Raw genomic sequence first — 14,406 nt, forward strand, 5'->3', positions numbered from 1 at the left:
GGTCACCTGAAGAAGTCTTCGTCGGCTGGCCGCACCAGGTCCGTCACTCGCCCGTCCCCTGCGAGCACGAGACCCCGCACCAACGCGGCGGGGACTGCTGCAGCCTTGCCCATCACAAGATCGGCAGCCGACGCAATCTCATCCACGGCAGCAACTTCGGTGACCCGCAGCGTGTTCCCGTGCGAGTCCGTCGTGCCGCGCAGATCGACAAGCGAGGGCAGGCCGGAGATGCCGATCGCGACATCGGTGAGGCCGCGCCGCCACGGCCGACCGAAGGTGTCGGTGATGATGACCCCGATGCGTTTCCCCGTTGCGCGCTCGATGCGGATCCGGATGCGGTGGGCGGAACGGTCCGGATCCACGGGGAGCAGCACGGCGTAGCCATGGGCAACATTCGACCGATCGACCGCCGCGTTCGCGCAGATGAATCCGTGGCGTGTCTGGGCGATGACGGTGTCGCCTCGGCGGCGGAGGATTCGGACGGACTCCGCTTCGACGAGCTGTCGGTAGGTCGCCTCGTCGGGAATCTGGCGGATCCGGCCCTCCGCCTTCGAGACGACCTTGTGCGTGATGACCACGATGTCGTCCTCCGCGATCGGCGTTCCGTTGGCTTCCGTGGCGTCGACCACCATCTCGGCGAGGTTGTCGCCATGCTGTATCTCGCCGATTCCAACGACGGGCCAGATCATCAGCGGCGCCGGGGGATGCGTCATGACACCATCAGGGTCAGGATGGTTGCGGCGACCTCCGGGCCTCCGACCGGATCGAGGCGGGTATTCACCGCGTGGACGGTGACCCCCCGATCGTGGCCGAGCACCGTGTCGGCTGCGTCGTCGATGTCCACAAAGAGCGCGTCGATGAGCCCATCGTACGCGTCGAGAACGCCCTCCGTGCTCGGGGCAAGGCCGAGGCCGGCCATGACGGCATCGGCGGGTCCCTTGAGGGGCTTGCCACCGAACAGGGGACTCACCGCTGCCGTGTTCGGATGTGCCGCAACCGCAACGCTGATCGGCTCGATGGCCGAGATGGGCCAGATCGAAAGGGGCGGATTCGAAGGGGCGATGATCACGAGATCCGCTTCCGCGATGGCCTCGAGCACACCTGGCGCGGGTCGAGCCTCGACGGAGCCGATGTAGGCGACCGCGGTCACGGCGTCGCGGTGGCGTCGGTCCACGAAGTAGGTCTGGAAGTCGAGCCACGCGCCGCCGGCGATCTGCACACTTGTCGCGACGGGATCGTCGCTCGCGGGAAGCAGCGTCACATCGTCGATTCCGAAATGGCGACCGAGGTCAGTCGTGATCACCGACAGTGGAACGCCCTCGTGGAGTCGAGCGGTACGATACGCGCACAGTGCGAAGTCCTTGTCGCCGAGTCGCATGGTGGTGTCGACCCCAAGGGTGCCGAGTTCGTCCATGATCCGGAAGGTGTCGTTCTCCCGACCCCAGCCATCGGGACCAACGACGCCAGCCAGGGTGTAGAGGATGGTGTCGGGGTCGGCAGCGATCGTCACGCCGTATCGTTCGACATTGTCCCCGACATTGGCAATCACCGTGAGAAGGCCGGGTCCGAGGACCGACCGGAGTGCTCGGGCCATGCGCGCCCCACCGACACCGCCGGCGAGGAGAACCACCCGATGATTGAAGTAGGGCCGCTTCGACTCCAGAATGCACCTCACATGCCCATGACATCCACACGCCACGCCGCGGTTGCGACCGTGGTGCTCGCCGATCCCGACGGTGGAATCGAAGCGACGCTTCATGCGCTCGATGCGCAAGTGTACGAGCAGGTCGGAGTCGTGGTTGTCGGGGATTCGGCAGTTCCCGACGCCACCGTCAGTGGTCGACGGGTGGTGAGCCGGCCGACGATCGCCGAGGTCATGTCCCGTCTCCCCGCCGGTGTCACCCATGTGTGGTTCGTGCGTGAGGGAGCGGTTCCCCGCCCTGACGCAATGTCGTCCCTGATCGCCGACATGGAGCGAACCGACGCTTCGATCGGTGGATCCAAAGTGGTCGGTGGCGTCAATCATCAGCTGCTGTCGGTCGGGCTCGTCACCGACGCATTCTGCGTCCCGTATACCGGCATGGACACCGAGGAACGGGATCAGGGCCAATACGATGTTGTTCGGGATGTCGCGGCGGTGGCGGGCATCTCGATGATGGTGCGGCGAGATCTGCTCGCGGGTCTCGGCGGCGTCGACGAAGCACTCGAGCCGTTCGAGGCCGCCGTCGACCTGTCGCAGCGTGCACGGCTCAAGGGAGCCAGAACGATCATCAGTCCGGCGTCAGTGGTCGACTACGCGGGGACGAGGAGGGGTGGCAACCGATGGCGGGCTGAGGCGTCGAGGATTCGCGCGATGCTCAAGGTGTACGGACCCCTGACGCTGGCGTGGGCGATTCCCCTCGACTTCCTGATCGGCATCGTTGAGGCGGTCGTCTCGGTGTTCCTCGGTCGTTGGCTGGTGTTCGACTTCGTGAGGGCATGGGGCTGGAACCTCATGAAGGCCCCGAGCACCATCGCCGCGCGGCGGGTCGCCCGCAGGGGCCGGACCGGCGGCGATCCGGAGTTGTTTCGGTTCCAGCGCAGGGGCAGCGTCAAGATGGCCAACCTCGCGCAGGCGGTGGCATCGGCACTGCGGAGGCGTCTCCCCGGCGACGACCGGCTCACGGTCGAATCGATCGGCGCAGACATTCGACAGCCGGCCTTTGTCGTTGGTGGCCTTGCGGTGGTGTTCGTTCTGCTTGCCGCGAGGAACATCTGGTCCGACGGTCTGCCGACCGTCGGTTACACGATGCCGTTCCCTGTCAGCGGTTGGGACGCCGTTGCGGGATACGCCGGTGGGTGGAATCCCGCCGGGTTGGGAAGCGCAGAGGCGCTTCGACCCCTGCTCCTGCTGGTCGGCCTTGCGAGGATCCTCACGCTTCACATCGGCAACCTCGCCGAGTACCTGCTGACGGCAGGTTCCCTGCTCGCCGGACTGTGGGGGATGACGCGGCTCCTTCGGACCTGGTCCATCCCCGCCGCACCGGCGCTGGTCGGCGGCATCGTCTATGTGGCAGGGCCCGCGGCGCAGGGGATCGCGAACAACACCCACATCGGGACGCTGATCGCCGTCGGCCTTGTTCCGTGGGCACTCCGCTTGTGCCTTGCGTCGCTCCGTGACGGCGTGTGGGCCGGCGTCGGGCGGGTCGCCGGTGTCGGGCTCGTCTTCGGTGTCGTCGGTGGGTTGTCGCCGCTGTTCCTGCTCGTCCTTGCCCCCGCCATTGGGGTGTACGCCTTCTTGCGGATGAATGATTCCGGAGCGTGGATGGGGGCCATCCTCGCCCTCGCCGGGACCGCCATCGCCGGCCTGATGCTCTCGCCGTGGATCTGGCAGGTCGATCTCGTCGCCATCGCGAGGGTCGGCTTCTCGTATTGGGAAGTGTCGCCGGTGTTCGGCGTCGCCGGCGTGGTCGTTGCCGTCGCTGCCGTGGGCGGGGCGAGGTCCGAGCTCCGCGTCGTCACCGGGTGGGCGGCCCTCATTGCCGCGGTCGGATTTCTTGGATCACGAGCAGGCGACTTCGGCTGGGGCGTCGAAACTGAGTCGGTTTCGCTCGCGATCGTCGGACTGGGTGCTGCGATTCTGATCGCAGCGATATTCGAGAGGGTCCTTGCATCCGGTATCGGCTCGATGCGCCGGGTCCTTCTCGGCATCGGTGCGGTCGCATCGATCCTCCTCGTGGTGGCATCGTTGACGATCGTCCTCGGCGGAAGGGTTGGCCTCCCCGGCGATGTGTACGCCGACGCTCTCGGATTCACGAGGGCGAACGAGGGTGAGGCCGAAACGAGCCGTGTCCTTCTCGTCGGCGATGCGCAGGACCTCCCGGGTGACCATCGGTCGATCAAGGGGGGTGCGTACCGTGTTGTCTCAGCGACGGGCCCCGACCTCGGGGAGACCTACCTCGCGCCGCGGGGAGCGTTCGACGATCTCCTTGAGGAGAAGCTGGCGTCGATCATCAACGGGGAGACCCGCAGAGCTGGCGGCGAGCTTGCCGCGTTCGGCATTCGATGGATTGTGGTCATGCGGGGGAGTTCGGGAGTCCACACGCCGGGGGCAGCCGAGGCGTGGCGGAGCGTGTTCGCAGGCCAACTCGACCTGCTTCCGCTCTCGTCGAGTCCCGGGAATGCGGTCTTCGTGGCTGATGTCACCCCGATCGGGCGGGCGCTGACCTCGAACTCGGAGTCGTGGGCCCGGACGGGCTGGTCGTACCGCGGCGAAGCCGCCGATGGAGCGCGGGTGTTTGTCGCTGAGAACCCCGATGTCCGTTGGGGGCCCGACCCGAGCCAGATCGTCGGCGACATGAACGAGGTCTCGGCAGCCGAAGGTGTTGTCACCTTCGATGCCGATGGCGGGCGCAGACTCCAAGTGCTCATCGTGCTCGGGGTGGCGATCCTGCTCGGATCACTCGGACTCGTGGCGAGGCGGCGACGATGAGGGGTATTGCGCTGCTGGCGCTCGCCGTGATCATCGGTGTGGTGGGGATCGTCCAGACGGGTCCGACCGCGGCGCCACCACCCGACTTCGGCTCGACCGACACGACCGATGGGGACGGTGCGGCCGCAAGTCCGAGCGTGTGGTACTGCCCGTGGGTTGAAGCCGGTGATGTCGCCGATACCGATGTCGTGGTCGCATCCGATCCGTCGGCCGATGTTTCGCTGACCCTGCTCGACCCGATCTCGAACACCGAACCGACCGTCTTCGATTTCGACATCGTGGGTCCCGGTGCCACGGCAATCGATGTCGGAGGAGTCGTACGGCGGGGCGAGTCCCCTGCCACCGTCGAGGTGTCGGACGGGCCCGCCGCCGTCGCGACGCTCCAACACGCAGACGGATTTCTTGCAGGCGATCGTTGTGCCGTTTCGGTGCCAAAGGTGTGGTACCTCACGGGCGGTTCCACCAAGACCGGCACCTACACCGAGATCCGCCTTTTCAACCCATTCGCCGACAACGCCGAAGTCACCGTGACGGCCTACTCGGAGTTCAACCTCGACCTCGTCGCCGACCTCGAATCGATCGATGTCGCGGGCCGATCGTGGACGACGATCGATCTCGAGCCGTTCCTTCCGTTCCGTGACGAACTTGCGTTCACGGTCGAGACCGCGAGTGGGCTCGTGATACCCGCCCTCATCCGCTCGGACGATCGGGGAGTAGCCATGTGGCCAGGGGCCGCCCCGTCCCAGACATGGGACTTCCCAATCGTGACACCCGGTCGGCTCGAGCCGTTCCTCGCGGTGATGTCCGCAGGTGACGATGAGGTCACCGTCACCGTTGATGTCATCACCGAGAACGGGCCCATCGTTGCCGCACGGGAGATCGTCATCGACGGATCCGCTCCCGCGCTGATCCCGCTGTCGGATATCGCCGCGCCGCCATACGGGGCTCGAGTCCGTGCGTCGAGCCCCATCGCGGCCTCCGTCGTTGCCACCGTGCCGGTTCCGGATGAGGACGATGCGGGTGAACCCGGTGATGGTCAGGGCACCTCCCAACCCTCGGACGAGACGGCGACAACCGAGTTCATCAGGGGACTTGCAGGCATGGTCGGGCTTCGGGAGTCATCGACGACCTGGATGGTGCCGCTCGACACGCTGCTCGACGCCTCCACCATCGTTTGGGTGATGAACCCGGCCGACACACCAACCACGGCCACCCTTCTCCCGTTGTCCGACACCGACGGTGACCCTGCCGTTGTGACCATCCCCGCGGGTTCAACGATTGGGATCGAGGTCGATGTCGGGATCGGCATCTCCGGCTACTCGGTGCGGGCCGACTCACCGGTCACCGTTGCATGGGAGATCAGCGGGGAGCGGGGGGTCGCCCTCACCGCCGGTATCGCTGGCCTATGAGCGACCCATTGGCAAGGATCTTGGTCGTGGCCGCGATCATCGCCGCTGCATTGGTGATCGCCCATCTCGCCAACCGGTTGCGCAAGCCGTTGCATCCGGCGGTCGTCGTCGGCGATCTCGGGGATCGGCCCGGGGTCGTGCTGTTCACCTCAACGGACTGCCGGACCTGCAAGGAAGCGATCGCTTCGCTCAAGGACGCCGGACTCCGATATCGGGAAGTCACCTACGACCTCGAACCGTCGCGCTTCGACGAGTGGCGTGTCGTTGCGGTTCCGCTGACCGTGTTCATCGATGCCGAATCGGACCCGGTTGCGGTCCTCACGGGGGTTCCGACCCGGCGAGCGCTTTCGAGGGCGCGCGCCAAAGCGGGGCTGTGACCGGGTGGTGAGGTCCTTGGAGTGCGGACACCCGAGCTCTACCTTGCCAACCCCATGATCACGAAATTGCAGGCCTGTGTGCGCTTGGTTCGGAGCGTTGGCTGATGGCCATCGACCGGGATGTCATCGACGCCGTCCGCGAGATGGACGAACCCGAACTCCGACGCCTACTGATGCTCACGAGGGCGAGACTGGAGTCACAGGGCCACTCCTTTCCGGCAACAGGACCCGATGTCAGGGTCCGCAGCCAGATGGTGCGCTGCGGAAAGGACTCGTGCACGACCTGCCCCCACGGGCCGTACTACTACGCGTACTGGACCGAAGACGGGAAGCGGCGATCCAAGTATCTCGGGAGAAGCGTCGACATTCCCGAGATGTCGGAATCCTCGGATTAGAGGAGTCAGACTGGCATACTTGCCCCGTCGTTGGGCGACGGCGCAGATGCATGGAGGGCATGTGGACAACGCACCCGGTAGTGGCTTGACCTGCACATCGTGCGGCTCGAATTCCGTGATCCAGATCGAGATGTCGCTTCCGGACGGAACCGAAGTCCTGTTCTGCTCCTGCCACATCTGCGAGGCTCGCTGGTGGGATCGCGATGGCGAAACGGTGGATGTCAGTGGGATCATCGGCCGAGTCGGGGACTGAACCGGACCCGTACGCTTCGCGGCCGGTGTCGGAATGCCCCGCCTAACCTGCCACCGTGACCGTTGACGCACCCCCTTCCCCTCCGATTGTCGTCGAGGATTCGGTCGAACCGCCATCGAGCAAGCGGGCGGTTCCGAAATGGTTCGTGGTTGCCGGCATCGCAGCCCCGACCGCGCTCATCCTCCTCACGATGTCTGGCATGCTCGGACCGTTTGGCCAAGGGACGAGTTCGCTCCTTCGGGTGCCATACCTCCTCGTCGCGAATACCCCGACCGGCGGTGATATGGGTGCCCATGTGCTCCTCCCGAAGGTCCTGCTCGAAGATGTGCTGCCATCGGGGCGAATTCTCGGATGGAGCATGGACTGGTACGCGGGCTTTCCGGCCCTGTACTTCTACTTTCCTCTCCCGGCGCTGACCACCGTCCTGCTGGACCTCATCTTGCCGTACGGCGTCGCATTCAAAGTCGTCACCATCGCTGGTCTCGTCGCTCTCCCCACCTGTGCGTACTTCTTCGTGAAGATGCAGGGCTTCACGCGATACATCGCGGTGATCGGAGGCGTGGCCGGGTCGCTCTTTGTCTTCATGGAGAGCTACTCGATCTTTGGGGCGAACATCAAGTCGACGCTTGCAGGCGAGTTCTCGTTCTCGTGGTCGTTCGCCCTTTCGATCCTGTTCGTCGGGATGGCCGTACGAAACTACCGGAGGGGGACCGTCTTCGATCCGTGGGCAGGCGTCGTCCTCGGACTCACGGCGCTATCGCATGTGATCACCACCATCGTCGTCGTGTTTGCGACCATCCCGATGCTCGCCGGACCTCTTGCCGCGCTGATCACCAACCGCGACCGGGTCCGCGCTACAGCAAGGGGAGCCGTTGGGCTTGCAATGAGCTATGCGGTCGGCTTCGGGCTCTCGGCATTCTGGAGCCTCGCGCTCGGTGTCAGGGTCTTCGGCGGGATGACATCAGACATGGGATGGGCTCCTGTCGAGAATGTGGTCGGAGACACAAGCCCCGGGTCGCCGATTCCGGGCGAGTTCGTTCCGATCCTCGTCATCGGTGTGATCGGCATGCTGTGGACCGTCTTTCGCCGCGACGGTGTCGGCACGATGGTCTGGCTCACGATCGGCCCGTTGCTCGGATACTTCGCCATCGCCGAGCTGCATCTCACGGTCCTGTACAACGCCCGCCTTCTCCCGTACTGGTACTTCGGTATGTTCGTCTTCGCCGGGATCGCGATTGCCCTGACCGGCGCCAGCGTTGCGAGACGGTTCTCGGATCGCCGAAAGGCAGCCCTCGTCATGGGAGGGCTTGCAATTGTCCTGATGGTCGGGGCGGCGGGGGCATCGATGCATGACCTCCCGGGGTGGGTGAAGTGGAACTACGAGGGGTACGAGGGGAAGACCGACTGGCCGGAGTACGAGGCGTTGATGCAGACCGTCGATGGGCTCGACGATGGTCGCATCATGTGGGAGGCGAACTCGGACATGAACCGCTACGGGACGCCGATGGCGCTGATGCTTCTCGGCTACTGGTCCGACGGCCATCCGTCGATGGAGGGCCTGTTCTTCGAGAGCTCCCTCACCACTCCATTCCACTTCCTGAACGCGGCTGAGGTCAGCGAACGCCCGTCGAATCCCGTGAGAGGTTTGCGGTACCACCACCTCGACCGACCCCTCGATCCGCAGAATCCCGAGCCTTTCGGCTTCGATCGGGCGGTGCCCCACCTCGGGTTGTACGATGTCGCCTACTACATCTCGTTCACCGAGGCGGGTCATGACGCTGCGGTCGCGTATGGCCTCCCGATCATCGCCGAGTCCCCGCCGTGGACCATCTTCGAGTTGCCGGAGACGGATCTCGTTGAGATCGCACGATATGAACCGGTCGTGTGGGCAGGCGAGGGCGACTTCGTCGATGCTGCCCTCGAGTGGTACGACGATGTCGAGAACCTCGATGTGTGGCTTGTTGCCGACGGGCCACCCCAGTGGCGCCGCGTCACCACCGTGGATGAGCGCTTGACGGCCCTCAAGCCGTACGCGGTGGATGGATCGGTGGATGTCACGACCTTCGACGATCACTCGATCGGCTTTTCGACGGATGCCGTTGGTGTCCCGCACATGGTGAAGGTGTCGTATTTCCCGAATTGGAGCGTCGAGGGTGCCGACGCCGTCTACCGCGTCGCTCCATCGACGATGCTCGTCGTTCCCACACAGGAGGATGTCAGCCTTCAGTTCGCGAACACTTGGGTCGAAAACATCGGCATGGCGCTCACCGTTGTCACGGTCGCCGGACTGATCGTGTTTGCCGTTGTTCGCAGACGGAAGAAGAGAGCATCGTGAAGCAGTACCTGGGCTCGTTCGCCAATCGCGAGTCGTTCGTGCAAGCCGTCAAAATCGGTCTCGTCGGTGTGTTCAACACGGTTGTGTCGCTCGGGCTTTTCAATGTGTTCCTCGTCGTCGGCCTCGGATGGTTCCCCGCCTTTTCGCTCGCGTTCGCCATCACAACCTTCCTTTCGTACCTCATCAACCGCCGCTGGACCTTCGCGCTCAAGGACGGCAAGGTCTCGGGGCACGAGACGGCGAAGTTCTTCGGTATCAATATCGCTGCCTACCTGGCGTCGAGCCTCATCGTGTGGGTGGCCGATTCGCTCTTCGGTCCGCTCTCGACGCTCGGCTACAACGCCGCGCTGATCTTCGCTGCCGTCGTACTGATCCTTCCGAAGCTCGCCAGCTATCGCGATGTGGTGTTTTCGCACGCCCTGAGCGCACCAGCCGCGCCGAGCCCCGATGTACGGTCCGAGAGCCAGCCGATCGGGGATTGATGCGTCGTCGGTTGTCGGCCGCTACCGGCCGACCGACCCATCAGATCGCAGTGCCCGGCGAATCCGCCAGACGCCAACGAGGGTCCTCGGCACGCGTTTGAGCAGGCTCGACCCGGAATCGCGTTGTTCAACGACCGACGCGGGCAGTTCGAGGATCCGGTAACCGGCCCGCTCGGCGCGCACGACGAGTTCCGTGTCGAAGAGATCGACCGTCGAGATGACGCTCGGTGCGATCTGGGCAACGACGGTCGACCGCACCAGCTTCATGCCATGGGTGTCGGACACACTCGAGCGCAGGACGAATCGAAGGATGAGATTGAAGGTCCATGTCGCCAACCGGCGAAGGGCGGTCCGTTGATCGTCTGAACCGGCTGCTCGCTTGGACGCAAGGACGATGTCGGCTCGATCGGCAAGCGCAAGGGCCTCGTTGAGGAACTCCCCCGAGAAGTAGTCGATGTCGAAGTTCACAACCCACTCGGTTTCTGCACGAAGGAAGCCGTCGCGCATCGCCGCGCCGTAGTCGGGATCCGGGAGTTGGAGCAACTGGAGCTCCGGATGAGAGGCCATCGACTCCCGTACGAGATCGGCCGATGCGTCGGTGGAGCCGTTTTCGGCAATCACGATCGTCACCTCGGCATCGACCGCTTCCATCTCGGCCAGCAGCTGTGGTAGGGCAACCGGCAAGAATGCAGCTTCATTGTGGACGGGTATGACCACGGTGACCGACGGTTGGGGGGACGGGGACATCGGGCGAGTGTAGGGATCGCGGTCCCGAACCAGCCGTCATCGCGGCCGTAGAATCGGCCGTCATGGACCTGTCAAACATCGTCAAGGCATACGATGTGCGCGGTGTTGTGCCCACCGAGCTCGATGCCTCGATCACCCGACGCCTCGGCGCTGCGTTCGCTGCTTTCGCCGGAGGGGATCGGATCATCGTCGGCCACGATTGCCGCGTGTCCTCCCCGGACCTTCGAGATGCCTTGATCGATGGGATCATCTCCCAGGGGGTCGATGTCCTTGCCATCGGGGAGGTGCCGACGGATCTGCTCTATTACGCATCGGGAACACGGGCACTTCCCGGGGTCGTGATCACCGCGAGCCACAACCCCGGCCAGTACAACGGCCTCAAGTTCTGCGGTCCCGGGGCAGCTCCCATCGGTCAGGACACCGGTCTCGCCGAGATCCGATCGCTGGCCGAGCGAGGGCTCGAACCTGCCGCAACTCGGGGAACCGTCGCCAGCGCCGACCTGCGTGACGGATACATCGACCATGTCACCGATGCCACCGGCGCGTCTGCCATCGGTCAGCTTCGGGTTGTGATCGATGGCGGCAACGGCATGGCAGGTGCAGTGCTGCCGCAAGTGTTCGCAAGGATCAACGCCGAGATGATTCCGCTGTACCTTGAGCCCGACGGGACCTTCCCGAATCATCCCGCCGACCCACTCCGGCCGGAGAACCTCGCGGACCTGGTCGACCTGGTGCAATCCGAAGCGGCGGACCTCGGGGTCGCGTTCGACGGCGACGCCGACCGGGCCTTCTTCATCGACGATCAGGCCGTTCCCATGCCGGGCAGCACGGCAACCGCCATGATCGCCGAGTGGTTCCTCGACAAGCATCCCGGGTCCCGGATCGTGCACAACCTCATCTGCTCCAAGGCGGTTCCCGAGATCGTCCGCCGCTCGGGTGGCGAGCCGATCCGCACGAAGGTCGGACATTCATTCATCAAGCAGGTCATGGCCGAATCGAATGCGGTCTTCGGCGGCGAACACTCGGGGCACTACTACTTCAGGGACAACTTCCGCGCCGATTCGGGCATCATGGCAATGCTCGTTCTCCTGCGGGTGGTGTCCGACGCGGGACAGCCACTGTCGCGGCTGCGCGCACCGTACGAACCGTACGCACAGTCCGGTGAGATCAACTTCGAGGTGGATGATGTGACTGCGACAACCGAAGCAGTGGCGGGAGCTTTTCCCGAGGCCGCAACGGACCGGCTCGACGGCCTGACGGTTGACTTCGGGGACCGGTGGTTCAATGTGCGACCATCGAACACCGAACCCGTGCTTCGACTGAATGTGGAAGCCCCGGATGCAGGGGCGGTCCGGACGCTCGTCCAACAGGTCGGAGCCATCATCGAGGAGGCAGGCTGATGGATCACGAACCACTCATCGCCCCGCGGCTCCTTGCCATCATGCAATGCCCCGCGTGCACCGGTGCGCTTCACGAACGCCCTGAGCCCCCGGCGTTGGTGTGCGATGACTGTTCAATGGCGTACGCCGTCACCGACGGCGTGCCCAACATGATCGTCGCCGAGGCAGAGACCCCCTTGGGGGAGTAGTGCCGAAGCCAACAGGACTCACCTCGTCCCAGGTTGCCGATCGCCGGGCCAAAGGGCAGGTCAACACCACCGAACACCGGACCTCGCGAACGGTCGCCGCCATTGTGCGAGCCAATGTGCTCACCCGCTTCAACGCGATCATCTCGGGGCTGTTGGTTGTCATCCTCATCTACGGTGAGCCACCCGACGCCCTCTTCGGTCTCGTCATGGTCGTGAATTCGGGAATCGGCATCGTGCAGGAGATCCGTGCAAAACGCACGCTCGACTCCCTACGGCACCGCATCGCGCCAACGGCAACCGTCATCCGTGACGGAACCGAGATGACGATCCCTGCCACCGAGATCGTTCTCGGGGAGCTGGTCGCTGTCCGTACCGGGGATGCCGTGCCCGTCGATGGCCGGATCGTGCAGTCGGACGGACTCGAGATCGACGAGTCGTCCCTGACAGGGGAATCCGATCCGGTCGCGAAGAGCGTTGACGATGAGGTTCGGTCATCGAGTGCCGTCGTGGCCGGCTCCGGTCTCGTCACGGCGACCGCAGTCGGCGCCGATGCGTGGGCGCACCAACTCACGAGCAAGGCCCGCGAGTTCTCACTCACCGAATCGGGGCTCCGCAAGGACATCGACCGGCTCCTCGGATGGATTATGTGGGTGATCGTCCCTGTCGGTGTCCTGTTGTTCGCAACGCAGATGTCGAACGCACCAGATGTGGCGTCGGGTCTCGTGAGCACCGTGTCCGGGATGGTTGCGATGATCCCACAAGGACTCGTGCTCTTGGTGTCGTTGTCGTTTGCGGTCGCGGCGTTGCGCCTCTCCGAACGCAATGTCGTCGTTCAGGAGCTCGCCGCAGTCGAAGGGCTCGCACGCGTCGATGTGGTGTGCCTCGACAAGACCGGCACGCTCACGACCGGCACGCTTGAGGTTGAGTCGATCTCCTGCCTCGGCGATGAACAGACCGTGCTGGCAGGGCTCGCGGTGCTTGCGAAGTCCGATCGCAACCCCACCGCCACACTTGCGGTGGTGGCAAGGACGCTCCCCGCCGCCGAGTCGTGGGTTTCGACGGCGACCGTGCCCTTCTCATCTGCGAGGAAATGGAGCGCCGCATCCTTCGACGGATTCGGGACATGGGTGGTCGGTGCTCCTGAGGTCCTCCTCGACGCCATGGAAGCAAGTCCGACCGTCGAGGCGCTGCGGGAACAGGTCGCCTCGTTGGCGAAGCGGGGTCGACGCCTGCTCTTGGTCGGTCGCACCGAGGTAGATCTCGACGATCGTGTCGTGCTCCCCTCCCATCTCACACCGGCTGCCATCGTGGTGATTCGAGAGGAGTTGCGCCCAGATGCCGCCGAGACCCTTCGCTATCTGCGGTCCCAAGGCGTCGCCGTCAAGGTGATCTCCGGCGACCATCCCCAGACCGTGTCGGCGGTCGCGACGGAGCTCGGACTCCCTGATGCCGATCGAGCCGTTGACATGCGACGCGAATCCGATCTCACGGCGATCGCTCCCGATGTTGTGGTGTTCGGTCGGGTCCTCCCCGAGCAAAAACGAGGGCTGCTCGCGCAGCTCCAGGAGCGAGGCCACACGGTTGCCATGACGGGGGACGGTGTCAACGATGTCCTCGCGCTCAAGCAGGCAGATATCGGGATCGCCATGGACACGGCAAGCTCGGCGACGAAGGCCGTCTCCCAGTTTGTGCTGCTCGACGGTCGATACGATCGTCTCCCCACGATCGTCGGCGAGGGCCGTCGCGTCATCGCGAACATGGAGCGCGCATCGGCGTTGTTCCTCACCAAGACCGTCTATGCCGTGCTGCTCGCGGTGTGGGTCAGCCTTGCCGGGATCGCGTTTCCGTTCCTGCCCCGACATCTCACCTTGGTCGGAGCGCTCACGATCGGCATCCCCGCTTTCGTGCTGAGCTTCTGGCCGTCGAACCGTCCAGCAAGGCCCGGCTATCTCGAAAGGACGCTCCATTTCGCCATCCCTGCGGGACTCACCGCCGCCATCATGACTTTCGCGGTGTACGCGACCGTCCACACCTGGGTCGGCGCGTCCGTGGAGGAGGCCCAGACCGCTGCGACGCTGACCCTCGCGCTCGTGGGCTTCTGGATCCTGTATCGACTCATCCGGCCACTCGGCCGTGGTGAAACCGTTCTTATCACGATGCTGATGGCTGGCCTCGTGGCGGCGTTCCTCTTGCCGCCATCTGCTGAGTTCTTCGCGCTCGAGTTCCCGTCAACGGCGGTAGCTCTTTCCGTGACCGCTGCCACCATCGTCAACATCGTGGCCCTTGAGCTGATTGTGGCGCTCGCGGAGCGGCACGGTGAGCACATCCGCTGGCTCACAGCACGATGAC

At 64.7% G+C, this 14,406-nt stretch carries 13 protein-coding genes; 10 read left to right on the forward strand and 3 right to left on the reverse strand.

The window, feature by feature from the left end; translation table 11 throughout:
- Positions 1-2: 2 nt before the first annotated feature.
- Positions 3-713 carry a coenzyme F420-0:L-glutamate ligase gene (gene cofE, locus R2823_10055; GenBank protein MEZ5176532.1) on the reverse strand — a complete coding sequence of 237 codons (711 nt, stop codon included), beginning with the start codon at positions 711-713 and terminating at the stop codon, positions 3-5.
- Positions 710-1,675 (reverse strand): 2-phospho-L-lactate transferase CofD family protein, encoded by a 966-nt coding sequence (locus tag R2823_10060; protein ID MEZ5176533.1) that lies wholly within the window; start codon positions 1,673-1,675, stop codon positions 710-712. Before R2823_10060 ends, cofE begins: the two co-directional genes overlap by 4 nt.
- On the opposite strand from R2823_10060, the gene R2823_10065 reads away from it, so the two are divergent.
- From R2823_10065 to R2823_10095, 7 genes are all read left to right on the forward strand, one after another.
- Positions 1,676-4,471, forward strand: coding sequence for a hypothetical protein (locus tag R2823_10065; GenBank protein ID MEZ5176534.1), 2,796 nt, complete (start codon positions 1,676-1,678; stop codon positions 4,469-4,471). It begins immediately after the preceding gene.
- Complete coding sequence (locus R2823_10070) at positions 4,468-5,880, forward strand: DUF5719 family protein (GenBank protein MEZ5176535.1); 1,413 nt, start codon at positions 4,468-4,470, stop codon at positions 5,878-5,880. Before R2823_10065 ends, R2823_10070 begins: the two co-directional genes overlap by 4 nt.
- Positions 5,877-6,257 (forward strand): hypothetical protein, encoded by a 381-nt coding sequence (locus R2823_10075; protein ID MEZ5176536.1) that lies wholly within the window; start codon positions 5,877-5,879, stop codon positions 6,255-6,257. The genes R2823_10070 and R2823_10075 overlap by 4 nt, the downstream gene beginning before the upstream one ends.
- Positions 6,258-6,361: 104 nt before the next feature.
- Entirely contained in the window at positions 6,362-6,652 is a 291-nt protein-coding gene (locus R2823_10080; GenBank protein MEZ5176537.1) for a hypothetical protein, read from the forward strand.
- 61 nt (positions 6,653-6,713) lie between these two features.
- The gene (locus R2823_10085) at positions 6,714-6,905 is read left to right on the forward strand and encodes a hypothetical protein (GenBank protein ID MEZ5176538.1); all 192 of its coding nucleotides are present in this window, start codon (positions 6,714-6,716) and stop codon (positions 6,903-6,905) included.
- 55 nt (positions 6,906-6,960) lie between these two features.
- Positions 6,961-9,240, forward strand: coding sequence for a hypothetical protein (locus tag R2823_10090; protein MEZ5176539.1), 2,280 nt, complete (start codon positions 6,961-6,963; stop codon positions 9,238-9,240).
- The gene (locus R2823_10095; GenBank protein MEZ5176540.1) at positions 9,237-9,722 is read left to right on the forward strand and encodes a GtrA family protein; all 486 of its coding nucleotides are present in this window, start codon (positions 9,237-9,239) and stop codon (positions 9,720-9,722) included. The genes R2823_10090 and R2823_10095 overlap by 4 nt, the downstream gene beginning before the upstream one ends.
- A 21-nt stretch (positions 9,723-9,743) precedes the next feature.
- Here R2823_10095 and R2823_10100 read toward each other — a convergent pair whose 3' ends face one another.
- Complete coding sequence (locus R2823_10100; GenBank protein ID MEZ5176541.1) at positions 9,744-10,469, reverse strand: glycosyltransferase family 2 protein; 726 nt, start codon at positions 10,467-10,469, stop codon at positions 9,744-9,746.
- A 62-nt stretch (positions 10,470-10,531) separates the two neighbouring features.
- Here R2823_10100 and manB point away from each other — a divergent pair, with 62 nt between their 5' ends.
- From manB to R2823_10115, 3 genes are read left to right on the forward strand one after another with little or no spacing between them, the layout of a single operon-like run.
- Positions 10,532-11,869, forward strand: coding sequence for a phosphomannomutase/phosphoglucomutase (manB, locus tag R2823_10105; protein MEZ5176542.1), 1,338 nt, complete (start codon positions 10,532-10,534; stop codon positions 11,867-11,869).
- Entirely contained in the window at positions 11,869-12,057 is a 189-nt protein-coding gene (locus R2823_10110) for a Trm112 family protein (protein MEZ5176543.1), read from the forward strand. Before manB ends, R2823_10110 begins: the two co-directional genes overlap by 1 nt.
- Complete coding sequence (locus tag R2823_10115; GenBank protein ID MEZ5176544.1) at positions 12,057-14,405, forward strand: HAD-IC family P-type ATPase; 2,349 nt, start codon at positions 12,057-12,059, stop codon at positions 14,403-14,405. Before R2823_10110 ends, R2823_10115 begins: the two co-directional genes overlap by 1 nt.
- Position 14,406 lies beyond the last annotated feature (1 nt).

The sequence above is a fragment of the Acidimicrobiia bacterium genome, from assembly GCA_041393965.1.
GTDB lineage: Bacteria > Actinomycetota > Acidimicrobiia > Spongiisociales > UBA5794 > UBA5794.

Coding starts and splice junctions, on each gene's coding strand:
- cofE (MEZ5176532.1), bottom strand. CDS start 713: ATGACGCATCCCCCGGCGCCGCTGATGATCTGGCCCGTCGTTGGAATC.
- R2823_10065 (MEZ5176534.1), top strand. CDS start 1,676: ATGCCCATGACATCCACACGCCACGCCGCGGTTGCGACCGTGGTGCTC.
- R2823_10070 (MEZ5176535.1), top strand. CDS start 4,468: ATGAGGGGTATTGCGCTGCTGGCGCTCGCCGTGATCATCGGTGTGGTG.
- R2823_10075 (MEZ5176536.1), top strand. CDS start 5,877: ATGAGCGACCCATTGGCAAGGATCTTGGTCGTGGCCGCGATCATCGCC.
- R2823_10080 (MEZ5176537.1), top strand. CDS start 6,362: ATGGCCATCGACCGGGATGTCATCGACGCCGTCCGCGAGATGGACGAA.
- R2823_10100 (MEZ5176541.1), bottom strand. CDS start 10,469: ATGTCCCCGTCCCCCCAACCGTCGGTCACCGTGGTCATACCCGTCCAC.
- manB (MEZ5176542.1), top strand. CDS start 10,532: ATGGACCTGTCAAACATCGTCAAGGCATACGATGTGCGCGGTGTTGTG.
- R2823_10110 (MEZ5176543.1), top strand. CDS start 11,869: ATGGATCACGAACCACTCATCGCCCCGCGGCTCCTTGCCATCATGCAA.